This is a genomic window from Micromonospora sp. WMMD729 (assembly GCF_049315225.1).
Taxonomy (GTDB): domain Bacteria; phylum Actinomycetota; class Actinomycetes; order Mycobacteriales; family Micromonosporaceae; genus Micromonospora.
In genome coordinates this window covers 3,748,084-3,772,745 of sequence record NZ_CP186059.1, presented here as the reverse complement: position 1 = coordinate 3,772,745, position 24,662 = coordinate 3,748,084, and the positions used below count along the sequence as shown (strand labels likewise).

General features: G+C 74.3%; 18 protein-coding genes. 7 read left to right on the top strand and 11 right to left on the bottom strand.

Annotated elements, in window-relative coordinates; genetic code table 11:
- Positions 1 to 96: 96 nt before the first annotated feature.
- A complete protein-coding gene (locus ACN263_RS17320; RefSeq protein WP_422735361.1) occupies positions 97 to 2,400 on the bottom strand; it encodes a BTAD domain-containing putative transcriptional regulator in 2,304 nt (767 codons plus the stop codon).
- 298 nt (positions 2,401 to 2,698) lie between these two features.
- Between ACN263_RS17320 and ACN263_RS17315 the strand changes: the two genes are divergently transcribed.
- The 6 genes from ACN263_RS17315 (at position 2,699) to ACN263_RS17290 (ending at position 13,966) form a co-directional block, all read left to right on the top strand.
- Positions 2,699 to 5,185, top strand: coding sequence for a non-ribosomal peptide synthetase (locus tag ACN263_RS17315; RefSeq protein ID WP_422735359.1), 2,487 nt, complete (start codon positions 2,699 to 2,701; stop codon positions 5,183 to 5,185).
- Positions 5,182 to 8,469 carry an amino acid adenylation domain-containing protein gene (locus ACN263_RS17310; protein ID WP_422735358.1) on the top strand — a complete coding sequence of 1,096 codons (3,288 nt, stop codon included), beginning with the start codon at positions 5,182 to 5,184 and terminating at the stop codon, positions 8,467 to 8,469. The genes ACN263_RS17315 and ACN263_RS17310 overlap by 4 nt, the downstream gene beginning before the upstream one ends.
- A complete protein-coding gene (locus ACN263_RS17305; protein WP_422735357.1) occupies positions 8,466 to 11,522 on the top strand; it encodes a type I polyketide synthase in 3,057 nt (1,018 codons plus the stop codon). Before ACN263_RS17310 ends, ACN263_RS17305 begins: the two co-directional genes overlap by 4 nt.
- Positions 11,515 to 11,706, top strand: a complete 192-nt coding sequence (locus tag ACN263_RS17300; protein ID WP_421471632.1) for an MbtH family protein — start codon at positions 11,515 to 11,517, stop codon at positions 11,704 to 11,706. The genes ACN263_RS17305 and ACN263_RS17300 overlap by 8 nt, the downstream gene beginning before the upstream one ends.
- 477 nt (positions 11,707 to 12,183) lie before the next feature.
- Positions 12,184 to 12,663: a hypothetical protein gene (locus ACN263_RS17295; RefSeq protein WP_422735355.1), complete on the top strand. Its 480-nt coding sequence runs from the start codon at positions 12,184 to 12,186 to the stop codon at positions 12,661 to 12,663.
- A 76-nt stretch (positions 12,664 to 12,739) separates the two neighbouring features.
- Complete coding sequence (locus ACN263_RS17290) at positions 12,740 to 13,966, top strand: MFS transporter (protein WP_422735354.1); 1,227 nt, start codon at positions 12,740 to 12,742, stop codon at positions 13,964 to 13,966.
- A 5-nt stretch (positions 13,967 to 13,971) separates the two neighbouring features.
- Here the strand turns inward: ACN263_RS17290 and ACN263_RS17285 are convergent, their stop codons facing one another.
- Positions 13,972 to 14,574, bottom strand: a complete 603-nt coding sequence (locus ACN263_RS17285) for an HD domain-containing protein (protein WP_422735353.1) — start codon at positions 14,572 to 14,574, stop codon at positions 13,972 to 13,974.
- Between the two features lie 92 nt (positions 14,575 to 14,666).
- Between ACN263_RS17285 and ACN263_RS17280 the strand changes: the two genes are divergently transcribed.
- Positions 14,667 to 15,137 (top strand): hypothetical protein, encoded by a 471-nt coding sequence (locus ACN263_RS17280; RefSeq protein WP_422735352.1) that lies wholly within the window; start codon positions 14,667 to 14,669, stop codon positions 15,135 to 15,137.
- A gap of 8 nt (positions 15,138 to 15,145) precedes the next feature.
- Here the strand turns inward: ACN263_RS17280 and ACN263_RS17275 are convergent, their stop codons facing one another.
- The 9 genes from ACN263_RS17275 to ACN263_RS17235 are packed head-to-tail and all read right to left on the bottom strand — an operon-like array spanning position 15,146 to position 24,657.
- Complete coding sequence (locus ACN263_RS17275; RefSeq protein WP_422735351.1) at positions 15,146 to 16,351, bottom strand: 2-oxo acid dehydrogenase subunit E2; 1,206 nt, start codon at positions 16,349 to 16,351, stop codon at positions 15,146 to 15,148.
- The gene (locus ACN263_RS17270; protein WP_422735350.1) at positions 16,341 to 17,354 is read right to left on the bottom strand and encodes an alpha-ketoacid dehydrogenase subunit beta; all 1,014 of its coding nucleotides are present in this window, start codon (positions 17,352 to 17,354) and stop codon (positions 16,341 to 16,343) included. Before ACN263_RS17270 ends, ACN263_RS17275 begins: the two co-directional genes overlap by 11 nt.
- Positions 17,347 to 18,285 carry a thiamine pyrophosphate-dependent dehydrogenase E1 component subunit alpha gene (locus tag ACN263_RS17265; RefSeq protein ID WP_422735349.1) on the bottom strand — a complete coding sequence of 313 codons (939 nt, stop codon included), beginning with the start codon at positions 18,283 to 18,285 and terminating at the stop codon, positions 17,347 to 17,349. The genes ACN263_RS17270 and ACN263_RS17265 overlap by 8 nt, the downstream gene beginning before the upstream one ends.
- Positions 18,282 to 18,530: an acyl carrier protein gene (locus ACN263_RS17260; RefSeq protein WP_422735348.1), complete on the bottom strand. Its 249-nt coding sequence runs from the start codon at positions 18,528 to 18,530 to the stop codon at positions 18,282 to 18,284. The genes ACN263_RS17265 and ACN263_RS17260 overlap by 4 nt, the downstream gene beginning before the upstream one ends.
- Complete coding sequence (locus ACN263_RS17255) at positions 18,523 to 20,406, bottom strand: HAD-IIIC family phosphatase (protein ID WP_422735346.1); 1,884 nt, start codon at positions 20,404 to 20,406, stop codon at positions 18,523 to 18,525. The genes ACN263_RS17260 and ACN263_RS17255 overlap by 8 nt, the downstream gene beginning before the upstream one ends.
- A gap of 36 nt (positions 20,407 to 20,442) precedes the next feature.
- Positions 20,443 to 21,471: a 3-oxoacyl-ACP synthase III family protein gene (locus ACN263_RS17250; RefSeq protein WP_422735345.1), complete on the bottom strand. Its 1,029-nt coding sequence runs from the start codon at positions 21,469 to 21,471 to the stop codon at positions 20,443 to 20,445.
- Positions 21,468 to 23,045 (bottom strand): hypothetical protein, encoded by a 1,578-nt coding sequence (locus ACN263_RS17245; RefSeq protein WP_422735344.1) that lies wholly within the window; start codon positions 23,043 to 23,045, stop codon positions 21,468 to 21,470. The genes ACN263_RS17250 and ACN263_RS17245 overlap by 4 nt, the downstream gene beginning before the upstream one ends.
- A complete protein-coding gene (locus ACN263_RS17240) occupies positions 23,042 to 23,272 on the bottom strand; it encodes an acyl carrier protein (RefSeq protein ID WP_355048096.1) in 231 nt (76 codons plus the stop codon). Before ACN263_RS17240 ends, ACN263_RS17245 begins: the two co-directional genes overlap by 4 nt.
- Entirely contained in the window at positions 23,269 to 24,657 is a 1,389-nt protein-coding gene (locus ACN263_RS17235) for an MFS transporter (protein WP_421471620.1), read from the bottom strand. Before ACN263_RS17235 ends, ACN263_RS17240 begins: the two co-directional genes overlap by 4 nt.
- Between the last annotated feature and the right edge of the window lie 5 nt (positions 24,658 to 24,662).

Sequence of the window (24,662 nt, the reverse complement as noted above, 5' to 3'; positions counted from 1 at the left end):
CAGGCCCGGTGAGCTGCCCCGGCAGGCTCACCGGGCCGGTCCGCGCACCATGGCCCGCCAAGGTTCGCCGGCCCCCGCGCCGCCGGCGACCACCGGTCAGACCGGGTGTCCGAGGAGCCTCCTCGGCTTGCGTTGCACGGGGACACCGGTCGGACTGCGACCCGCATCCACCTCGGCCGTCCACGGTGGCTGGGCGGACGGCGTCCGCCACCGGGTCACCCGCCCTCCCGGCCCGGACGACGAGTCCGCCTGCTGTGCGGCGGTGTCGACGCCGGTGGTCGGCCCGCCGGCCGGCGCGATGCCCAACTCCCGCATCCGCTCGACGTACGTGCGGTAGCGGCGTTGCGCCTCACCGTGCCGCCCGGCCGCGCGGAGCACCTGCACCAACTCCAGGTGGGCGTCCTCGTCGTACGGGTCGCGGTGCACCAGCCGCATCAGGTAGACGAGCTTCTGGTCGGTGTCCGCGGCGTGCTGGGCCAGGGCCCGCAGCACGCTGGTGTGGGCCACCTGCGCCTCCTCCCGCAGCGGCTGGGCCCAGTCCTCGTACGGGTCGTCCGCGAGGAAGTCGCCGCCGTACAACTCGTCGGCGCGGACCAGTGCGCGGAGCGCGTCCGGGTGCCCGGCCCGCAGGGCGACCTGCGCCTCCTCGGCCGCGGTGAGGAACGTCTCGACGTCCACATCGATCACGTCGAGGTCGACCGCCACCGAACCCCGGTCGGCCAGCACCGCCCCCCGACCGCTGGTGTGGTGCCCGGTGCCGAGCACCCGGCGCAACGTGGACAGCAGCACCGACAACCGGTTCGCGGTGCGCGACGGTGACTCGTCCGGCCAGAGCAACTCCATCAGCCGGGCCCGGGGCACGGCGCGACCCCGGTGCGCGACGAGGATCTTCAGCAGGTCCCGGGCCTTCTTGGACTGCCACTCGCCGTACGGGACGACGGAACCGGCCCGGAACACCCGGAAGTCGCCCAGGGTGTGGATGACCACCGCGGGCACCCGCAGCGTGATCGCGGTCAGCCCGTCGGCGACGCCCGGGTCGAGGCGTACCCCGCAGCGGCGCAGCTTCTGCTCGGCGCCCTCGGCGCCGCGACGGGCCTGCCGCCCCTGCAACCGGGCGGCGATCAGCCGGACGGTGGCTTCCTCGGCCGCGTCGCCCAGCTCCCGGCAGAGCGCCGCGGCGTCGTCGAGCAGCCCGGCGGACGCGCGTGGGTCGTCCGCCGAGAGCACGGTGAGCTGGAGCGCGTCGACGAGGGTGGCGCGTCGCCGTCCGACGGTGGCTCCGGTGCGGGCCTCGGCGGCGTCGAAGTGGGCGGCGGCGGTGTCGCCGCGCAGCAGCGCCACCCACCCGCGCGCCAGCAGGGCGTACGGCCGTTCGGGCTCGCGGGCCACGGTGACCGCCCGGTCGGCGAGGTCCTGCGCGGCGGCCAGGTCGTCGGCGGCGCGGATCCGCGCCAGCTCGGCCAGCACCCAGGCCGGCGAGGCGGGGCGCGACGGAGACGTGGCGAGCGCGCTCAGGGCGCCCTCCAGCGCCTGCCGGGCCTGGCGGGGCTCCCGCCGCCGGCGGTGCACCATCCCGAGCGCGGCCAGTGAGAACGCCTCGTCGGCGGTGATTCCCGCCAACTCCCGCAGGCGAAGCCCCGCGGCGCCGTCGGCCAGCGCCTCCTCGAACCGGCCGAGCTGGCACTTCGCGACGGCGGTCAGGGTCAGTGCGTACGGCTCGTAGCCGGAGTCACCCGCCACTTCGGTCAGTCGGACGGCCGCCTCGGCCTGTCGCAGCGCGTCGGCGGCGTCGCCGGCACGGATCAGGTGACCCGCCAGGTCCAGGTGGACCATCAGCCGGAACAGGTCGGCGTCGGCGCGGCGCAGCCCGGTGGTCGCCTCCGCCCGCCCGAGGGTGGCCGCCACGTCGCCGGTGGCGGCGGCGAGCAGCACGACCACCCGGGCGTACGCCTGGTGAGCGGTCGGTACGCCGCACGCGTGCGCGGCCCGGGCCGCCTCCTCGACGTCGGCGCTGGCGCGCTCGATGTCGTCGTCGAGCAGGTGGTGCACCGCGGCGTGACAGTACGTCTGCACGGCGTGCGGCCCGGTCGCGCCGGTCGGCGCGGTCGCCAGGAGGGCTGTCGCCAGGTGTGGTTCCCCGGCGAGGTGGTGCCGCAGCGCCGTGCGCCAGATCTGGGCGGCCGGGACGTCGGCCTCGTCGGGGCGCGCGGCGAGCAGGTCGGGTTGGGTGGCGAGCCACAGGTGTGCCGCCGTGCGGTCACCGGCGGCGGCGAGGTGCCGCAGCGCCCGCCCGGGATCACCGCTCGTCCGTTCTCGTTCTACTGCCGACGCGTCGCCTCCACCTTCGCTGCGAGCCGGCGTCGACGTGCGCCAGGCATGGTTGACAAGGTCTCCGGACATTCACCGCTCCTGTGTTCTCTCGTGGAGGCTCAGGCGAGCGAAGAGACAACCGGGCCCTGCGAGTCGTCGCCCGGCGTGGCTTCCCCCCGGCACGATCATCGCCTTCATCGAGCGCCATCGCCATAACCAAAAGAGTCGGTGTACTTACTGACTGCAATGCGCTATCGGCATAAAGCCGCACTCAGGTTTCCCTCAGACCGCCGCAACGGCACCCGAACGGCCCGTACAAGCAACCGGCACGGGCCCGGGCCAGACTCCCGGTCATTGCGTGTCACCCGCTGATCGGAGCTGAGATCCGATGACCGAACAGACAATTCTTCCTGGCCTCTCCGCCTTCTGGGAGCGGCGGTTCGCGGCCCTCCCGGAGCCGCCGGACCTGCCCTTCACGCCGACGTCAGCCCCGCCCGTCGACGCCCGAGTCGACCTGGGCGACGAGGTCGAGCCGCAGGTCAGCGCGTTGGCCGGCCTGTTCGCGCTGCTGCGCCGCTGGGCCGGCGCTCAGGATCTCGTCGCCGAGACGCCGGCCGCGCCGGCCGGCGGGTCGGGCTGGCTGCCGGTCCGGGTCCGGCTGCCCGAGGATCCCACCTGGATCGAGCTGCGGGACCTGGTCCGAACGGCGCTCCGGGAAGCCCGCGAGCACGATACGGAATTGCCCGAAAATCCCCCCGACTATCGGCCGGTGGTATCGATCGGACCCGATCAACTGCCGCCCGGTAATCGTGGTGCGCTGCGGTTGCTGATCGGCGACGAACGGCGGACCGTCACGGTGTCCGGTCACCCGCACGCCCCGACGATCGGGGCGGCGCTCGCCGTCCTGCTCGACCGGGTGCGGGAACGTCCCACGGCGCGGCTGTCCGACCTGCCGCTGCTCGACCCGGCGACCGAACAGCGGGTGGTGCGGGACCCGAACGCCACCGACACCGACTATCCGCGCGAATCGTCGCTGCCCGCCCTGTTCGCCGAGTGGGCCCGGCGGACCCCGGACGCGCCCGCGCTGCGCGACGACGACCGGACCCTCGACTACCGCGAGGTGGACCGCCGGGCCAACCACCTGGCCGCGCGGCTGCTCCGGCTCGGGATCGGCGCCGAGACCCTCGTCGGGATCTGCGTCGCCGACACCACGACCTGGGTGGTCGCCGCGCTGGCGACGCTCCGGGTCGGCGCCGCGTACCTGCCGCTGGACCCCGGATACCCGCCGGAGCGGCTGGCGCTGATGTGCCAGGACGCCGCGCCGGGCGTCATCCTGCACGCCGCCGCGCTGGCCGACCGGCTCCCCGACGACGGCACGCCCCGGATCGCCGTGGACCGGCTGCCCGCCGAGGACGGTCCGGCGCAGCCGCCGGCGGTCACGGTCCACCCCGACCAACTCGCGTACGTCATGTACACGTCCGGGTCCACGGGCCGTCCCAAGGGCACCGGCGTCAGCCACCGCAACATCGTCCGGCTGGTCCGCGACACCACGTTCATCGACGTACGCCCCGACGACGTGATGGGGCAGGCCGCCACGATGTCGTTCGACGCGGCCACCCTGGAGGTCTGGGGCGCGCTGCTCAACGGCGCCTGCCTCGCCGACCTGGACATCAACGACGTGATCGTGCCGGACCGGCTGCGGGCGCGGCTGCGCGACACCGGCGTGACGATGATGTTTCTGGCCACCTCGGTGGCCCGGCAGGTGGCGACCGAGGCCCCGGACGCCCTGGCCGCGCTGCGCTACCTGACCTTCGGCGGCGAGCAGGCCGACCGGATCGCGGTGGACCGGCTCCGGACCGCTTGCCCGGACACCACGCTGGTCAACGGGTACGGCCCGACCGAGGCGACCACCTACAGCACCACGTACGACTGCGCCCGGCTCACCGCCGCGGACCCGGTCGTGCCGATCGGCGGCCCGGTCGCCAACACCCGGGTGTACGTGTTGGACCGGCTCCTGCAACCGGTGCCGCCCGGGGTGCTGGGCGAGTTGTTCATCGGCGGGGACGGGGTGGCCCGTGGCTACCTCGGCCGCCCCGACGCGACGGCCGAGAGGTTCGTGCCGGACCCGTTCGGGCCCCGGGCCGGAAGCCGGCTCTACCGCACCGGCGACGTGGTCCGGCAGCGCCCCGACGGGCTGATCGAGTTCGTCGGCCGGACCGACCACCAGGTGAAGATCCGCGGGTACCGGGTCGAGCCGGGGGAGGTGACCGAGGCGCTGCGCGGCGGCGGGCTGGTCCGCGACGCGATCGTGCGCGCCGACCGGGACGCCGCCGGTGACGCGCGACTGGTCGCGTACGTCGTGCCCGACGACGGGGTGGGCGTCGAGGCGATCCGGGACCGGGCCCGCGAGCAACTGCCCGACCATCTGGTGCCGGCCGTGTTCGTGGCGCTGCCCCGGCTGCCGCTCAACCGCAACGGCAAGGTGGACGTCGCGGCGCTGCCCGCCCCCGACGCCGGAGCCACCGCCAACGACGACGCCCCGCGTACGCCCACCGAGCGGACGGTGGCCGAGATCTGGCAGGACGTGCTCGGCGTACCGGTACGCCACCGCGCCGACGACTTCTTCGACCTGGGCGGGCGATCCCTGAAGGCGACCCGGGTCCGCTCCCGGCTGACCGCCGCGATCGGCGCGGAGGTGCCGTTGCGGCTGATCTTCGACCATCCGACGGTGGCCGGGCTGGCCGCCGCGCTGGACGAGATCGGTGGCCCGCCCGCCGAATCCGCCGCGCCGACCGTCCCGGCCGCGCTGGACGGGCCGCCCGCCGCCGACCTCGCGGGCCTGCTCGACCAGCTCGAACAGGGTGCCACCCGATGACCGGCGGGCTCACGTCCGACCGGTTGCGCCAGCGCGTGGACGCCCTGCCACCCGAGCGGCGGCAGGCGTTCCTCGCGGCGATCCGCGCCGACGGCGACCGGTACGGCATCCACCCGCTCACCGCCGCCCAGGAGTGGATGCTGCTGCTGGCCCAACTCCGACCGGACAGCCCCACCTACCACGTGCCGTACCGGGTGGACCTGCGCGGTGACCTGGACGTGGCCGCGTTGCGCGGCGCGCTCGACGAGATCGTGGCCCGGCACGAGTCGCTGCGGACGGTGTTCGTGCCGCTGGACGGTCAGTCGTACCAGCTGGTGCTGCCGCCGACCGGCCTGCCGCTGGCCGTGGTGGACGTCGCGCCGCAGGAGATCGACGAGTACGCCGCCGCCGAGGCGGTACGCCCGTTCGACCTGGCCCGGGGGCCGCTGGTGCGCGCCACCCTGTGCCGTACCGGCCCGGACGACTTCTCGCTGCTGCTCAGCCTGCACCATATCGTCTGCGACGGCTGGAGCATGGGTCTGCTCTTCGAGGAGTTGTCGGCGGCGTACGCGGCCCTGCGGGCGGGCCGGGCGGTGGCCCTGCCGGCGGTTCCCCGGGACGTGCCGGCGGCCCTGGCCCAGGATCGGCTGCTCGGTCCGACCGAGGTGGCCCGGCGGCTCGACTGGTGGCGTGCCGCGCTGGCCGGCGCGCCGCCCGGGCTCGACCTGCCCACCGACCGGCCCCGTCCGGCGGAGCTGGAGGACGCCGGCCACGAGATCGAGTTCTCCTGGCCGCGGGCGCTGGCCGACCGGGTCGCCGAGGCGGAACGACGTACCGGCGCGACCCCATACATGATCTTCGCGGCGGCCTGGGCGGCGCTGCTGCACCGGCGCAGCCAACAGCCGGACCTGCTCATCGCCACCCCGGTGGCGAACCGGCAGACACTCGACAGCGAGACCGCGGTGGGCTTCTTCGTCAACACGCTGGTGCTGCGCAGCCGGGTCGACGGTGGACTGACCTTCGCCGCGCTGCTGGACCGGCTCCGCGACTCGGCGCTGACCGCGCTGACCGACCCGGTGCCGTTCGACGCCCTGGTGCAGGAGCTGCGCCCGGTCCGCGACCCCGGCCGTCATCCCCTCGCTCAGGTCATGTTCGCCGTCGAGGACGGCTGGGAACAGCGGCTGACGCTGCCCGGGGTGACCGTGCTGGCCAGCGGCGAGACGCACACCGGCACGTCCATGTTCGACCTGACGCTGACCGTCATCGCGCACGAGGGCCGGATCGACGGGCGGATCGAGTATCGGACGCGGCTCTTCGACACCTCCACCGCCCGGGCCCTCGCCGACCAGCTCGACACCCTGCTCATGGCCGCGCTCGCCGCCCCGGACACCCCGGTGGACCGGCTGCCGCTGCTCGATGAGGCCGCCGGGCGGGACCTGGTCGACCGTTGGGCCGCCACCGCGCCCGCGTCACCCGAGCAGCCCACCCTGGGCGAGCTGGTCGCCCGCCAGGCCCGCGAAACCCCCGACGCGGTGGCCGTGGCGTACCGGGATCAGACCGTCACCTACCGGGACCTGGACGCCCGGGCCGACCGCCTGGCCCGAACCCTCGTCGCCCGGGGCGTGCGGGCCGAGACGACCGTCGGCGTCTGCCTGCCCGCCGGCCCGGACTGGGTGGTGACCTTCCTCGCCGTACTCCGCTCGGGTGGGGTCTACCTGCCCCTGGACCCGCAGCTACCGGCGGCCCGGCTGGCGCACCTGCTCGCCGACTCCACCGCCGCGCTGGTGGTCACCACGGCCGACGCGCGACTCGCGCTGCCCGCCACCGACCTGCCGCTGCTGCACCTCGACGACGACGCGTCGCACGACGACGCCGCGCCGCTGGCGACAGTCCATCCGGACGCCGCCGCCTACCTGATCTACACGTCCGGCTCGACCGGGCTGCCCAAGGGCGTCATCGGCACCCACCGAGGGCTGGCCAACCTCGTCGAGGCGCAGGCCCGGCTGGTCGGCGTCCAGGCCGGCGACCGGGTCCTGCAGTTCCACTCGATCGGTTTCGACGTCGCGCTGTCCGATCTGGTCACCACGCTCACCGTCGGCGCGACCCTGCGCCTGCTCGGCCCGGACGAACGCACGCCCGGCCCCGACCTGGCCGCCGCGCTCGTCCGGCACCGCGTCACGGTCGCCGACCTACCGCCCGTCGTCCTCGACGCGCTGGACCCCGCGGCCGTCCCCGACCTGCGGGTACTCACCGTGGGTGGGGAACCCTGCGCCCCGGACGTCGCCGCCGCCTGGTCGCGCGGCCGGCTCCTGATCAACGGGTACGGCCCCACCGAGGCCACCGTCACCGCCACCGCCGCGCGCTGCGCGGCCACCGACACCGAGCTGCCGATCGGCCGACCGCTGACCGGGGTACGCGCCTACGTCCTCGACACCGAGCTGCGGCCGGTGCCGGCCGGGGTGCCCGGCGAGCTGCACCTCGGCGGCGTCGTTGTGGCGCGCGGCTACCACGGCGACGTCGCGCTCACCGCCGGCCGATTCCTGCCCGACCCGTACGCGCCGACGCCGGGGGCCCGGATGTACGCCACCGGCGACCTGGTCCGCTGGCGTGCCGACGGGCAACTCGTCTTCCTCGGCCGGGCGGACAACCAAGTCAAGATCAACGGCTACCGGATCGAGCTGGGCGAGGTGGAAGCCCACCTGCGGCAGTACCCGGGCGTGCGCCGGGCCGCCGCCGTGGTGCGGACCGACTCGCCGGGCGGCCGGCGACTCGTCGGTTACCTCGTCGGCGACGGGTTGGCGGTGGACGAGCTACGCCAGAGCCTGCTCCGGCGCCTGCCCCGCTACCTCGTGCCGAGCGCCTTCGTGGTGGTGCCCGACCTGCCGGTCACCGCCAGCGGCAAACTCGACCCGTCCCGCCTGCCCGCGCCGGCCGTGGCCCGCGCCGACCTCGGCGCCGCGTACGTGGCCCCCGACGGCGCCGTGGAACGGGCCATCGCCGACACCTGGCGGCAGGTGCTCGGGGTGGACGACGTCGGGGCGGACGACAACTTCTTCGACCTCGGCGGCACGTCCCTGCTGCTGGCGCGGGTGCAGGCCCGACTCGCCGACCGGCTGGGCCGACCGGTTCCCGCGGTGGAGCTGTTCCGCTACCCGACGGTCGCGCAACTGGCCCGCTTCCTCGACGGCGGGTCCGCGCCGACGCCGACGCCGACCGGCGGCCGGCGACGAGACGAACGCAAGCAGGCACTGGCCGACCGGGCCCGCCGGGCCCGCCCGGTGCCGGCGGGGGAGGGACGATCGTGAGCGACCAGGAGACCGGACTGGAGATCGCCATCGTCGGGATGGCCGGCCGCTTCCCGGGCGCGGCCGACGTCGACGAACTGTGGCAGCGGATCCTCGCCGGCCAGGAGACCATCACCCGGTTCACGGACGCGGAGCTGGCCGCCGCCGGGCTCAGCGAGCAGGAACGGCGGCACCCCGACCATGTGCCGGCGCACGGCGCGCTGGCCGACGTGGACCGCTTCGACGCCGCCTTCTTCGGCTACTCGCCCCGCGACGCCCGGCTGCTCGACCCGCAACAGCGGCTCTTCCTCCAGACGGCCTGGACCGCCCTGGAACGCGCCGGTCACCTCGCCGGGAACCCTGACCGGCTGGTCGGCGTGTACGCCGCCGCGGCGGCCAGCGGCTACCTCCTGCACCACCTGTTCCGCAATCCGCGACTCGACTCGGTCTCCGAGTACGAGCTGATGCTCGCCAACGACAAGGACTCGCTGCCCACCCGGGTGGCGTACCACCTGGACCTGCGCGGACCCGCCGTCGCGGTGCAGACGGCGTGCTCGTCGTCGCTGGTCGCGGTGCACCTCGCCGTGCAGGCGCTGCTGGCCCGCGAGTGCGACGTCGCCCTCGCCGGCGCGGCGCACGTCCTGCTGCCCACCGGCACCGGCTACCGCCACGAGGCCGGCGGCATCATGTCCCGCGACGGGCACTGCCGGCCCTTCGACGTCCGGGCCACCGGAACCGTGGGGGGTGACGGCGCCGCCGTGGTCGTCCTGCGCCGGCTGGCGGACGCCCGCGCCGACGGCGACCCGGTGTACGCGGTCATTCGCGGCTCCGCCATCAACAACGACGGCCGGGTGAAGGTCGGCTTCACCGCGCCCGGGGTGGACGGCCAGGTGGCCGCGATCCGGGCCGCCCAGGAGGTGGCCGAGGTCGACCCCGCCACGATCGGCTACGTCGAGGCGCACGGCACCGGCACCGAACTGGGCGACCAGATCGAGCTGCGCGCGCTGACCGAGGCGTTCGGGGGCGCGGCCGGCGGGCGGTGTGCCCTCGGCTCGATCAAGTCGATCGTCGGTCACCTCGACGTCGCCGCCGGCGTCACCGGGCTGATCAAGGCCACGTTGGCGCTGCACCACCGGGTGGTGCCGCCCAGCCCGTACTGCACCGAGCCGCACCCCGAGCTGGCCGGCGGGCCGTTCCGGGTGCCCACCACCGCGCAGCCCTGGCCCGACCTGGGTACTCCACCCCGCGCGGCGGTCAGCTCCTTCGGCATCGGGGGCACCAACGCGCACGTCGTGCTCCAGGCGGCCGAACCGGCGGAACACCTCCCGGACGACGAGCGGGACGCGCAGGTGCTGGTGCTCTCCGCGCGGGACGCCGACGCGCTCGACGAGGCCCGTACCCGGCTCGCCGCGCACCTCGACGCGAACCCGGACCTGCCGCTGGCTGATGTCGCGTACACCCTGGCCCACACCCGACGGGTGTTCGGCCACCGGCTGGTCACCGTCGCCCGGGACGCCCGCACCGCCGCCGCCCGGCTCGCCGACCGCGACTCGTCGCTGGTCCGCACCGGCGTCGCCACCGGCACGCAGGCCGGGGTGGCGCTGCTCTTCCCCGGCCAGGGCGCGCAGTACCCGGGCATGGGCCGCACCCTGTACCGCACCGAACAGGTCTACCGGGCGGCCTTCGACCGCTGCGCCGAGCTGCTGCGCCCGCACCTCGACGTGGACCTGCGCACGCTGCTCTGTCCACCCGGCGAGCCGGTCCCCGCCGCACCGGAGCTGGACGAGACCCGACTCACCCAGCCGGCCCTGTTCGCCGTCGAGTACGCCCTCGCCGAACTGCTGCGCCACCGTGGCGTACGGCCGGTCGCGATGGCCGGACACAGCCTCGGCGAGTACGTGGCCGCCTGCCTGGCCGGCGTCTTCACGCTGCCCGACGCGCTCGCCACCGTCGCCGTACGCGGCCGACTCATGCAGGCACAGGCGCCCGGGTCGATGCTCTCGGTGGCGCTCGGCGTCGACGAGGTCACGGCGCTGCTCCCCGCCGGCGTGGAGGTGGCCGCCGCCAACGCGCCGCGCCTCGTCACCGTCTCCGGCACGACGGCCGCCGTCGCCGCGTTCGCCGCCGACCTGCGGGGGCGCGGGGTGGCCTGCCGGGAGGTGCGCACCTCGCACGCGTTCCACTCGGCCCTGATGGAGCCCGCCCTGGCCGGCTTCGCCGCGCACCTGCGCGAGATCCCACTGCGTCCGCCCGCCGTGTCCTTGGTGTCCAATGTGACCGGTCGCTGGCTCACCGACGACGAGGCCACCGACCCCGACTACTGGGTGCGGCAGCTTCGCCGCCCGGTCAACTTCACCGCCGCGGCCGAGCTGCTGCTGGGCGAGCGGTACGCGTTGCTGGAGGCCGGTCCGGGCCGCACCCTGGCCACCCTCGTCCGGCAGCACCCGGCGGCCCGCGGGGCGACGGTGCTGACCAGCCTGCCGGCCGACCGCACCCCGGCCGGGGAGGACGACGTCGTCGCGCTGGCCGTTGGCCGGCTGTGGCTCGCCGGGGTACCCGTCGACTGGCCCACCGGACGACGGCGGGTGCCCCTGCCCACGTACCCGTTCGCGCGCGAGCGGCACTGGGTCGACGCGTACCGGCCGGGTCCGGTCACGGTCGACGAGGAGGCGCCCGATGCCGCCGCCCCGCCACCGACCGCCCCGGCCGTCGCCACCGTGCCGACCGACGAGCCGTACGAGGTGGTGCGGCGGATCTGGGTGGACCTGCTCGGGGTGGACGAGATCGGCCCCGACGACGACTTCTTCGAGCTGGGCGGCCACTCGCTGCTCGGCACCCGCGTGGTGGCGCGACTGCGCGACGCGTTCGGCGTCGACCTGCCGCCCGCCGCGATCTTCGAGTCACCCACCCCCGCCGCGCTGGCGCGTACCGTCGCCGACCTGGCCCGGCCCGCTCCCGCCGTGCCGGACGGCGACCTCACCGACCTGCTCGCGGAGATCCGGGCGCTCTCGCCGGAGAGTCTCGCCCGCGAGTTGCACCTGGCCCGACACGAGGAAGGCAATTCCAATGGCTGACGAACACCGCGTGGTGGTCAACGACGAGGAGCAGTACGCCCTGTGGCCCCGGCACAAGGAGGCGCCGCACGGGTGGCGGGACGCCGGCTGCGCCGGTAGCCGCGAGGAGTGCCTGGACTTCGTCACGCGCACCTGGACCGACATGCGCCCCCGCAGCGTCCGCGAACACCTCGCCGCCGGCTGACCGGCCGGCCACCGTCCCGCCGGCAGAAGTCGGCAGCCCGGCAGGCGGTGGCCCGGCAGGCGGCAGCCCGGCAGGGGAGGGTAGGGGTGCACTGTGCTGCCTGTCGAGCTGCCCCGATTCTGGGGCAGTGCAACGGGCTCGGGTCCGTCCCGGAAGTGGGGTAGTTCGACAGGGTCGGGTCCTGCCAGGGAGGGGGCAGCGCAACAGGATCGGGTCCGTCCCGGAAGTGAGGCAGCTCGACAGGGCCGGGTCCTGCCCGGGAGGGGGCAGCGCAACAGGCTCGGGTCCGTCCCGGAAGTGGGGCAGCTCGACAGGGTCGGGTCCTGCCCGGAAGGGGGCAGTGCAACAGGGTTGGGTCCGCCCCAGAAATGGGGCAGCTCGACAGCGTCGCTGGATGGGTACGGACACCCGGCACGCGCGGCACCGCGGCCGGCCCGGACACTCGCAACGTCGAGCTGTCAATGTAGCGTTGACACGATGACGACGCCGTTGGCCGGCCTGGCTGAGGTGCGCGCCGCTCGTGCCCGCCTGGACGAGCGGGAGGCCTCGCTGATCGACCGGGCCCGCCATGACGGCGCGACCTGGGCGCAGATCGCGACCGCACTGGGCCTCGGCAGCCGGCAGGCCGCCGAGCAACGCCGGCAGCGCCTGGCGGTGGCGCGACGTGCGCGGCGGCAGGAGTTGGACCGGGGCTACCCGCGGCAGATCGCCGCGCTGCGAGCCACGGTGGCCGAACTGGGACGCTGGATCGCGACGGACCGCTGGTGGGACTCCCGCTTCCGCCGGGCGGCACTCGTGCGGAGCACCGTGGATGCCGCCCTGGACGCCGACCCGGGCTCGCTCTACGCCCTGGTCCTGCACCTGCGGACCGACCTCGACGAGGCGGGCGACCGGCTGCCGCCGCCGGTGCGGGCGGTGGCGGCGACGATGACGACCGCATTGTCAACGCAAGATTGACATCCACCGACGGCATTGCCCGAGCCTGGCTCAAGAATCAGGATGTGAGTCAACCCGACTCAACCTGGGAGGCCCCATGCGGCGTAACGCGGGTCTGTTCGTGGCGATCTCGCTCCTGTCCGGCTTCGGCAGCAGCGCCATGGCCCTCGTCTCCGGCATCTGGATCCTGGACCTCAGCGGCTCCACCGGACTGGCGGCCCTCGCCGGACTCTGCGTGTACGCCCCGGTGCTCGGCGGTCCGTGGCTGGGTGGCCTGCTCGATCGGGCATCGCGGCGACAGTTGGTGATCGCCGTCAACCTCGTGCTGGCGGGCGCGCTGCTGGCACTCCTCGCCGTGCGTGGCCCCGGGCAGACGTGGGTCATCTTCGCCGTTTCGTGCGCCTACGGCATCAGCTACGTGCTCATCGACGCGGGAGAGACCGCGCTGCTGCCGTCGGCGCTGTCGGCGGCGGAACTCGGTGCCGTCAACGGGTGGCGGTCCAGCGCCCAGGAGGGCATGAAGCTCGTCGCGCCGCTGGCCGGCGCCGGCCTCTACAGCTGGCAGGGCGGCCACGCGGTCGCCGTGCTGAGCGCGGTGATGCCGATCCTGGTCGCCGTCCTCTACCTGGCGGTCCGCCTGAACCGCACGCCACCCGAGCGACCGACGCGGCGGGACCGCGGGCTCCGCGACGGACTGTCGGTCGTGGCCGGACAGCGGTCCATCCGGGTCCCGGTCCTGCTCGCCGGAGTGTCGATCGCCATGTCCGGCTTCGTGACCGCCGCCCTCTACACGATCGTCGTCACGGACCTGCGCCTGCCGACGACCTTCCTCGGGCTGCTGGCCAGTGCCCAGGGCGCCGGGTCCGTCCTGGGTGGAATCGTGGTCGGCCGGCTCCTCACCCGACGGGGCCCGGTTCCCGTCGGGCTCGCCGGAACGGTGCTGTTCGCCGTGAGCTGTCTCGCACGCTGCCTGCCCTGGTGGCAGGCGACCGTGGCGGGTGCGGTCGTCGCCGGCGTCGGGCTGCCGTGGACCCTTGTCGCGGCGGTCACCGCCGTGCAGACGCATGCCCCGACAGCGCTGCTCGGCCGGGTCGCCGCGACGGCCAACACCGCGATGTTCGGGCCGCTCGTCCTGGCGATCCCGCTCGGGTCCGTCGCCGTCCACCTGGGTGGTCGCCCACCGGTCCTCGCCGCCACCGCGCTCTGCCTGACCGCCGCGGCGGCCTCCGCTCGTGATCGTTGGCCGCTCGGCAACACGACACGCCGGAGACACCACCGCCCAGCAGCCGACGATCACCACAGACAGCCGTCCCCGACGCGTTGACCCGGTCAGCCGTCGAGGTCGCCGACCGGGTGAGTGGCCTGGAAGGCGAGTCGCCGGTCCGCGTCGGCGGCGATCCGGTCGAGGACGTCGTCCAGCTCGATGAACGCCGACCACTTCTCGCGACCGGTCGCCTCGGCCAGGCGGTCGACGAGCAGATCCTCCAGGTCGGTGACCCGCTTGCCCTTCCAGACCTTGTCGGCGACGCTGACCAGCAGGTCGTCGACACCGATGTCGTCCCGGTGCCACGAGGCGTGGGTGCGCGCGAAGCGGGCCAGTGGGGCGGCGACGCCGTGCTCCAGCAGGAGGTCGTAACCGGCGGGCTCGTGGGCCGAGCCCGGCCCGGACAGCTCCTCGGGGTGCCGGATCTTGCCGATGTCGTGGGTGGCGGCACCGAACAGCACCGCCGAGCGGTCGACCGGCAGCTGCGGGAACCGTTGCGCCACCGCGTCCGTGAGTTGCGCGGCGACATCGTGGACGGCACGCAGGTGCGCGGCCAGACGCGGTGGCGCGTGCAGCGTCTCCAGCATCGCCACCACCTGGTCGGGCAGGGGGCGCAGGACCGGGTCGCCGGGTTCGGTCAGGGCGCGGCGCAGTGCGGCGGAGATCACCGCGCCAAGGGTACGACGGGATCCACGGCATCGAGATCTATTCGTGGCCGTACCGTCGTCGGTCGGGTGCCGGGCGTCATTAGCGTGGCGTCATGCGCCCAGCCCTGTCACCGCACCCTCCGTCGGTCGACCCACCTGCCACGGCCTCGCGCACCGGTTGGATCGTCGCGGTCGCCGTCACCCTCGGGTGCCTGGCGGCACTCGCCGTGCCGGTCGGCGGCTTTCTCCTGTGGATGTACGCCGGACCGGACGTGGACGAGCCGCGTGCGGCGGCCGACCAGTTCGTCGGTCGGCTGGAGCGCAACGACGACACCGCCGCCCACGAGTCGCTGTGCCACCAGGTCCGGGCGCGGACCGACCTGGCGGCGTTCACGGCGGCGGTGGAGCGCCTCGGCCGGCCCGTGTCGCACACCATGGGCCGGGCCGTCTTCACCGACGAGGCCGGCAAGAGCGCCTCGGTGACCGTCGAACTGACCGGCCGGGACGGTCGGACCACGACGCTCAAGCTGCGCCTGGAGTCGGAGACCGGCTGGCAGGTGTGCAACGACGACCTCGTCGGCTGACCGGCGCGTCACTCCTCGGCGAGGTCGTCGGGGGACTCCAGCGCCGCCTTCACCCCCTGGAGGAAGGCAACCGCCTCGCGTCCGTTGACCACCCGATGGTCGTAGACGGCGCTCAGGTTGACGAACCGGCGGGTCACCACCTGACCGTCCGCGTCCAACGCCAGTTCGTCCTGGGTGCCGCCGATCGCCACCACGCAGGTCTGGCCGGGAAAGACGATCGGCCCGGCGAGCACCACGTCGGGGTCGGTGTGCAGGGACACGACGATGGTCCCGCCGGCCAGCTCGCCGGCCCGGAAGCCCTCGCCGCCGGCCCGGGAGCGGAAGTCCATCAGTGTCTCGGCGATCTCCGGGCAGGTCAGCTCCTCGACGTCGCGGACCACCGGGATGAACAGGCCCGTACCGACGTCGATGGTGACGCCGACGTGCGCCGCCTCGGCCAGTCGTACGCTGCTGCCGTCGCCGGGGGAGGCGAAGAGCAACGGGTGGTCCTCGCGCAACCCGCCGATCGCCTTGACCAGCAGTTCCGGCAGGCCGACCAGGGTGCGGGTGGCGCGGGTGAGCTGCCGGGCCACCGCGATGGCGGCGTCGGCCCGTACCTTGATCACGGCGAGCGCCGCCGGCACCTCCCGGTGCGACTCGGTGACCACGGCGGCCACCGCGCGCTGGGCGCGGGACAGCGCGTGGACCGGGCGCGGGTCGTCCGGGTCCGGGCCGTCGCCGGCCGCCAGCGCGGCGGCCGCGGCCACCACCACCGGCTCGGTCGCGGCCGGGGGCGCCGCCGACCGGTCGGCCAGCAGGCGTTCCACGTCGGTACGCCGCACGACCGCCTTGCCGAGCCCGCGCAGCTCGTCGTCGGCGAGGCCGTGCGCGGCGGCGAGTTCCCGGGCCGAGTCGGTGAGGACGGGTCCACCCGGTCGCACGCCGGCCGTCGGGGCGGCAGGGGTGACCGTCGTGGTGAGGAACCGCTGCCGGGCCTCCTCGCTGTCGAAGACGTGCCCGATGACGTCGCCGGGGGCGCACTCCTGGTTGACCTCGACCAGCCGGTGCAGCACCCCGTCGCCGTCGCTGAGCAGCTCCTCGGCCGCCTTCGACGTCTCCACCTCGGCGATCGGGTCGCCGGCGCGTACCTGCTCGCCGTCGCCGGCCAGCCAGTCGAGCAGGACGTACGTCGTGTCGTTGTTGTTGAGTTTGGGGACGACCAGGTCAGTCACCACTGACGACCTCCTTCACGGCCTGGTGGATGTCGGCGTCCTGCACCAGCACGGTGCGTTCGAGGTGCGCGGCGGTCGGGATGACGCTGTCCGCGGAGTGCACCAGGCGCACCGGCGCGTGCAGCGACCCCCAGAGCCGCCGGTGCACGACCTGCGCCAGCTCGGCGCCCCAGGTGCCGCCGGCGGTGCTCTCCTCGGCCACCACCACCCGCCCGGCCCGGGCGATCGGTGGCAGCAGGGTGTCCACGTCCAGCGGCCACAGCCGCGACGGCACCAGCACCTGGCAGACGACGTCGTCGCGCAGCAGCAGCTCCCGGGCCACCGACACGGCCCGGGTGGCCAGTCCGCCGGGTACCACGAGCACGCAGTCGGCCTGCTCCTCCTCGTCCACCCGGATCCGGGCGACGTCGCCGTCCGGACCGATCAGGTCGTAGCGGAGCAGCTCGTCCACCACGCCGTCGGCGTACATGCGCGTGGTGTAGAGGACCTTGTCCTCGAAGAGCAGTCCCGGCCGGCCGGTGGCGAGCATCCCCGCGAGGACCGCCCGGTTGTCGTGGAACGGCGACACCTCGTGCACGCTCAGGCCGGGGATGCCGATGAAGTGCTTCAGCGGGCTCTGGCTGTGCGTCGGGCCGTACCCGCGGTTGCCGCCGCTGGGGCAGCGCACCACCAGCCGCATCGGCACCCGCCGGCCGTACATGGCGGTGGACTTGCTGGCGAAGTTGAGGATCTGGTCGAACGCCAGCGCCACGAAGTCACTGAACATGATCTCGACGATCGCGCCCTGCCCGGCCAGCGCCAGCCCACCGGCCACGCCGACGATCCCGCCCTCGCTCAGCGGGGTGGACAACACCCGCTCCGGCCAGCGCGCCGACAATCCCCGGGTCACCTTGAACGCCCCGCCGTACGGGTCGGCGAGGTCCTCCCCGAGGACGGTCAGCGTGGGATCGTCGGCCAGCAGCGCGTGCAGGGCCTGGTTGAGGTTCTCCACCACCCGCTCAGCCACGGTTCTCCTCCGTCCAGCGGCTCGCCGGCCGGCCGGCGACGTCGGCGACCACCCGGGCGACGTACGCCCGCTGGCGTTCGTCGTGCGCGTCGAACTGCTCCGGGTACGCCTGCGCGTACCGCGCGTACCAGTCGTGCGCCCGCGCGTGTGCGATCTCCTCGGGGCGACGGCTGTCGTCCCCCTTGCTGTGCGGCCCCACCCGGTGGGTGAGCAGTTCCACCACGTACGGCGTGGACCGCTCGCGGACCCGGCGCAGCACCGGCGTCAGCGCGGCGCGGACCACCTCGGTGTCGGTGGAGGTGATCCGCAGGTGGTCCACCCCGAACGCCCGGGCCCGGCCGCCGATGCTGCCGGCGAGCTGCGCGGTGGTCGGCGTGGACTGGGCGATGCCGTTGTTCTCCACCACCAGCACCAGCGGCAGGCCCCACAGCGCGGCCATGTTCAGCGCCTCGTAGACGGCGCCCTCCCCCCAGGTGCCGTCGCCCAGGTAGACCAGCGCCAGCCGGCCGGGCTCGGTGCGTTTGAGGTGCAGCGCCACCCCGGCGGCCACCGGCGCGCTCTCGCCCTGCACGCCGGTCGACAGGTAGCGGTCCCGCAGGATGTGCTGGCTGCCGCCGACGCCGTGGCACACCGCGCCCTCGCGGCCCATCACCTCGGCGAGCAGGCCGTGCGGGTCGGCGAACCGGGCCAGGTAGTGGCCGTGGCCCCGGTGGTTGCTGAACACGAAGTCGCCGTCGTCGAGCAGCGGGCGCAGCGCCACCGGCACGTACTCCTGGCCCAGGCAGGTGTGCGTGGTGCCGTGCAGCTCGCCGCGTCCGAACATGTCCAGCAGGGCCAGCTCGAAGTGCCGGATGAGCAGCAGCAGGTCGAGATCGTCGTCGGCGAGCCGGGTCGGCGCGCTCGGCGGCGCCTCGACGTGGGTGGCGGTCACCGCGCTGCCCCGTCCAGCTCGCCGGCGACCAGGTCGACCAGCTCACCGACGGCGGTCACCGCCAGGTACGACCGCAGGTCCAGCCGTACGCCGAGATCATCCTCCAGCGCGGAGAGCAGCCGCAGCGCCTCCAGGCTGGTCCAGTGAGCCAGCGACGCGAACCGGACGTCGGGCGAGATCTCCTCGGCCGGTACGTCCGCGACCTGCTCGATGAGGCCCGCGACGGTGGTGAACAGGTCAGGCACGGATGTCTCCCTCCTCCAGGGCGATCCACGCCGGCAGCAGCCGGGGCGGGGGGTGCAGCGGCAGCACGTGCCGGGTGGTCCCGTCCTCGACGGCGGCCACGGTGAAACCGGCGGACGGCCAGACGGCCCCGCCGGGCTTGTTGCGGGCGGTGGGCCGGAACAGCGCCTCCAGCCGGGTCGCGCCGGCGGACCGGGCCAGCTCGGCGACCCGGTGCAGCGCGGCCTGCTCGACGCCCCGGGAGAAGACCCGGCAGCTCAGCACGAAGTTCTCGATCACCCAGGCGTCCGGGTCGGTCCGGTCCAGCCACAGGCCGCCCACCAGCCCTTCGGCGCCGAACCGGTCGGCCACCTCGACGGTGAGCACGAGGTGGTCGGGGGAGTCGGCGCGCGTCCGGGTCTGCGCCTCGGTGTGCGCCCGCTCGGCCATCGTGAACTGGTTGGTGCGCAGCCCGAGCTGCGCGACCCGGGGCAGGGTGTGCGCGTCGACCTCCCGGACGCTGACCCGCAACTTCAGCTCGTGCAGGTAGTCGGCCGCCGAGTCGAAGGTGGCGGCGAAACGTTCCCGCCCGGCCCGCGCCCGGTACAGCTCGGTGCGTTCCCGGTCGGTGGCGCCGGTGGCCAGCACGCTGAAGTGCCCCTCGGCGAGCAGTTTGGTGGCGAAGCCGGCCGGGTCGCCGGCCAACTCCACCACCCGTACGCTGGGCAGCTCGTGGCGTACCAGCTCGCACTCGAACGGGCTGTCGTCGGCGAACACGACGGCGTCCAGGCCCAGGTTCAGGCCGGTGGCGAGTTGGCGCAGGTTCTCGTCCTTGCGTCCCCAGTTCACCGCCTGCGCGACGAAGTCGTCGGCGCGCAGCAGCAGGTCCGGATGGTGCGCGAACGCCTCGGTCACCAGGTCCGGGTCGTTCTTGCTGCACACCGCGAGCAGCACGCCCTGCCGGCGCAGCGCCAGGGCGCGACGTTGCACGTCCCGGTGGCAGTTGCCCGGGTAGTCGGTGCCCAACCGGATGCCGGTGAGCCCGTCGTCGCCGAGCACGCCCGCCCAGAGCGTGTTGTCCAGGTCCAGCGCGAGCACCTTCGCCGTCCGGCCGAGGACCGCGCGGCAGAACGTGGCCGCCTCGTGGGCGTACCGGCGTTCCACGGTGGGCGTCCACGCCATGCTGGCGAACCGGTACAGGCGCTCGTCGCGCACCGGACCGTCGTGGTCGACCAGCAGCGTCTCCAGGTCGAGCGTGTACGTGGTGTCCCGCCCGCCCAGCTCCAGAAGCTGCGCGTTCAGCTCCCGCCAGACGCGGCCCAGCTCGGCCCGGCCCCGGAAGCTGACCAGACTGCGGTGCTCCAACGGGGACAGCGGCACGGTGTGCAGCAGGACCGCGCCGTCGGTGCGGGCGGCGTACCCGCGCAGCGCGGCGGTGAGCACGGCGGTCCGCTCGCGCAGCACGTCGGCGAGGCCGGCCAGGTCGCCGGGGTCCCACTCGGTGGGCAGGAACCAGCCGTCGTGCAGCAGGCAGAGCGTGACGTCCGGCCGGAACTCGGCGAGTGCCGAGCCGGGGTCGCTGAGGTCGAGCACGAGCTGGTCGAAGCCGGAGACGTGGATCTCGGCGGCGATGCCGATCCGCAGCAGCGCCACCCGCAGCAGCGGTTCCAGCGTGCCCGGGGTGAACGTGCCGGTGACCGCGACCCGCAGCGGGCGCAGCGGGAAGTCGGGGCTGGCCAGCTTCTCGGCGGGCACGTCGGCGAGCAGTCGGCCGGCGGACGCGACGGTGGTGACCGCCGCGTCGTCCAGGTGGACCAGGCCGGACGCCAGCTCCGGGTCGACGGCCGCGTCACCTCGGCGCAGCCGGCGGATCCGGTGCAGGACCTCCTCGACTCTCATGTTCGGTGTTCCTTCCCGTGGGTGGGGTGCGGCCGGTCAGACCCGCAGCAGGGTGCAGACCCAGTGCATGCCGCTGCCGGTGCTGGTCAGGGCGACCAGGTCGCCGGTGGTCACCTCGCCGCTGTCGAGGTGGTGCTCCAGGCCGATGAGCTGGTCGGCGCAGCCGATGTGGCCGTGCGCGAGGGCCAGCTCGACGTTCGTCCGTTCCAGGTCGACGCCGAGGTCCTTGGCCAGCTCGGCGAACTGCCGGGCGTTGTCGTGGAAGTGCACGAACCGGCGGACGTCGGCGAGCGTGACGCCGGCCCGGCCGCAGGCCGCCTGGACCACCTGCCGGTTGCGCTCGCGGATGGTCGCCACGAACCGGAACATCCGCCGGACGTCCCCGGCGAAGAACTCGTTGAGCCGGTCGGCCGGATCACCGACGCGGGGGGTGCCGGCGTCCGGCGTGAACGGCTGGGCGGCGCCACCGACGGGCATCCGCATGAAACCCGCGTACCGGCCGTCGGTGATCGTCTCGGTGGCCAGCCAGCGGCACCGGTCGTGGTCGCGGACCAGCACGGCCGCCGCAGCACCGTCGGAGAAGACGCTGGTGTTCACCTCCATCCGGTTCCAGTACGGCTCGCACACCCGGTTCGCGCCGATCACCAGCGCCGTGCGGTAGTCGGGATGGGTGGCGAACCGCCCGGCCACCGTGTCGAACGCGGCCACCCCGCCGCCGCACGCCTGGTTGAGCAGCACCGCCTCGGCCCGGTGCGCGCCCAGGCGGGCCTGGGTGTGCGCGGCCGGATCCCAGTAGAGGTATTCGGCCAGGTCGGGGACGGCGAGCACGACGAGGTCCACGTCGGCGGCGGACAGCCCGGCCCGGTCCAGCGCCGTGCCGCCGGCCACCACCGCCAGGTCGGTCACCCCCACGCCGGGCCCGGCCCGGTGGAAGGTCCGGTACTCCCAGGACCGCAGACGATCAAGATCCTTGGTGTACGCGGCCGCGGCCGCCGCCACGTCGACCGGCTCGCCGAGGACGTGCGCCAGGGCGGCCACCCCGACACCGACCGGTGGTGCGCTCATCGCCGTACCCCCGTGGTCCGGTCGTCGCTCGCGTGGGCGGCGTGCAGCCGGACCCGTGGATCGGCGGAGGCGACACCGTCCAGCTCGGACAGGAAGCGCCGGGCGGTGCCGTTGCGGCCCGTGTCGGTCCAGCGGACCAGCACCTCTCCCGCGCCGGCCGCGCCGGCCCGGCGGGTCAGCTCCCGCAGCACGGTCGCCTCCACGCCCTTGCCCAGCACCGGGCAGGAAAGCGAGAAGACGTCGACCGTCCAGCGGCTGTCGGCCCGGTCCAGCGCGACGAGACCCGAGGTGCCGTAGTCGCCCAACCGGTCGCGTACCCGGATCGCCAGCAGGTCGGCGGCCCGCTGCGCCAACGCGGCGGCCGGTGGGGCCGGGGCGAGGGCGAAGTCGTGCGCCCGGGCGACCACCTCGGCGACCTCGGCGACGCCCTCGGCGGCCACCGGCCGGTAGTCGACCTGGACGTCCAGGCCGGCCACGAAGTCGTCCAGGGACAGCTCGACGGGCGCGGCGGTGGGTCGGGACGTGCCGCCCGACCACCGGCGCTCCGGCAGCCGGTCGGTCAGTCCCGCCGCCCGCAGCTCGTCCGACCAGGCCGCCGGGTCGGCCCCGAGCGGCACGCGCCGCGGTGGCCCGTCGCCTCCCGGCGGCTGCGCGCCGACGCCGGTCAGGACGAGCTGGGCCGGTACGACGTCCAGCTCGGCGGCGATCTCCGCGAGCTGGTCGGTCGGCGGCCGGTCGTCGGTGACCCAGCCGTCGAGCACGCTCAGCAGGTCGACGGCGTCGCCGTTCGACCACCAGTCGTCGCCGGTGGCCCGCAGCGCCACCCGTACGCCGGTGGCGCGCAGCTCGCGCAGCGCCGGCAGCAGGTGCGCCGCGCCGGTCAGCCCGTCCGCGTCGACGACGAGCGCCCGGCAGCCGGCGCCGAACCAGGAGGCCACCAGCGTGGCGGCGGTCGCCCCGAGCCGGGCGAACACCTCCTCGGTGTACGGCACCTTGGCGAGGCGGAACAGCACCGGGTGGTACGCGTGCTCGTCGCCGACGGCGCGTACCGCCTCGTCGGCGTCGACGAGCAGCACTCCCGGGTCGCCGGCCAACCGGTCGCGCAGGCGTTGCCGTACGACGGTGGCGCTGGCGGCCACCCCGTCGGCGTGCATCGCGTCGGCCGGCCCGGCCGGACGGTCGGTGGGGACGGCCGGCAGCACGTACACCAGCAGGGCGCCGTGCCGGCGCGCGGCGGTGACGGCCGCCTCGGCCCCGGCCAGCAGCTCCGCCGCCCAGTCGTCGCCGGCGGGGCCGGGCTCACCTGCCTCCTCGAGGCGTTGCGCCACCACCAGCACGTCGGGGCATGCCGTGGTGAGGAAGCCGTCGGTGGCCAGGCACTGCTGCACGACCTGCTGGAACGGGCCGACGGTGAGCGTGGCGGCCAGGCCGGCGTCGTGCAGGCCGAGGCCCAGGTACGGCACCAGCGGGTCCACCGTGTAGCTGGCCAGCAGCGCGACGCGCAGCGCCGGGGTCGGTCGCCGGCGGGTGAGCGCCTGCCAGCGGCTGCGCTGGGCGAACAGGACGCCGCTCATCGCGTCTCCGTTCCCTTGGCGCGCAGCACGGTCCGTAGCTCGCCGACGCTGCGCACGTCGCGGATCTCGTCGAAGGCGAAGGAGAGCCCGTAGACCTCCTCCAGGGTCACCACCAGTTGCAGGTGGCGCAGGCTGGTCCAGGTGCCGATGGTCTCCGGCCCGGACTCGTCGGTCACCTCGGCCGGATCCACCTCCAGGACCCCGGCCACCACCTCGGTCAGCGTCACTTCGCCACCACCGCGCGGTCGTCGGTCAGCTCGTCGGTGCCGGTCGGCGACGGCAGCGGGGCCGGCGGGTCGGTCGGCTCGTCGTAGTCGGGCAGGTCGACCTCCATCCGGCGGACGCTCGGCGAGAAGAACCCGGCCGCCGCCACGCCGATGCCGAACACCCCGACGATCACGAAGATCAGGCCCATCCCGGCGCCCGGTCCGCTGCCCACCAGCCACCCGAAGTACGGCACGCCGGGGCCGCCCTCGCGCATCATCGGCTCGAACCAGCGGTCCGCGGCGATACCCGCCAGGGCGGTGCCGCCGGGGTACGCCAGGTCCTCGATGAACTGGCGGGCGGCGAAGACCCGGCCCTGGTGGGACGGCTCGACCTTCTCCTGCCACACCGACTGGGCGTACCCGTCGATGAACGGGATGGACAGGTGCAGGAAGAGCAGGGCCACCGACCAGACGATGATGCTGTCCCCGACGCCGTAGACGATCCGGCCGAGCACGCTGAAGACCAGGATGGCGATGAGCATCCGGCGGATCTTGTGGCGGGTGTTGGGCAGCAGCCCGAGCAGCAGCGCGCCGGCCACCCCGCCCACCGCGCCGATCGTCTGCACCAGACCGACCGCGTTGGTGCTGCTGTCGGTGCGGGCCAGGATCTGCGGCACCAGCAGGGCGAAGCCGACCGCGGCGAGCACGTTGATGGCGAACATGATCGCCTCCAGCCCGGTGAACGCCCGGCTGGTCAGGATGTAGCGGAAGCCGTAGATCGTGTCGTACCAGAAGCCGCCCTCCTCCGGCTGCGTCGAGCGCGGTACGGGTGGGAGCTGCACCAGCAGCACCGCGCCGATCGCCACCACGTAGGACAGCGCGTCGATGAGCAGGATGACCTTGATGTCCATCAGGCCGAGCAGCGCGGCGGCGAAGCCGGGCGCGAAGATCACCGGGATGGTCCGGACCGCGAACATCATCGCGTTGGCCCTCGGGTACTGGCCCTTCTCCATCATCACCGTGATGGTCGCCTGGTACGCCGGGAGCTGGAACGCGAGGAACGCGCCGGTGACCAGGTTGACCAGGTAGAGGTGCCACACCTCGACCGAGCCGCTGAGGAACAGCAGCAGCACGACGGCCGTGGTGACCGCCGAGCCGACGTCACTGAGCACGATGGTCAGTCGTCGTCCCCACCGGTCGACGAGCGCGCCGGCGATCGGGCTGAAGATGACTGTCGCGCCGAACGCGAACGCCATCAGCATGGTCAGGTCGAAGGCTCGGCCGGTGGCGTCCCACACCCAGATGCTCAGGGCGAAGTTCGTCATCCGGGTGCCGAGCGCCGACAGCAGCTGGCCGAACCAGATCGTGGTGAACCCGGCGAACCGGGACGGGCGTCGGAACGCCATGGGGT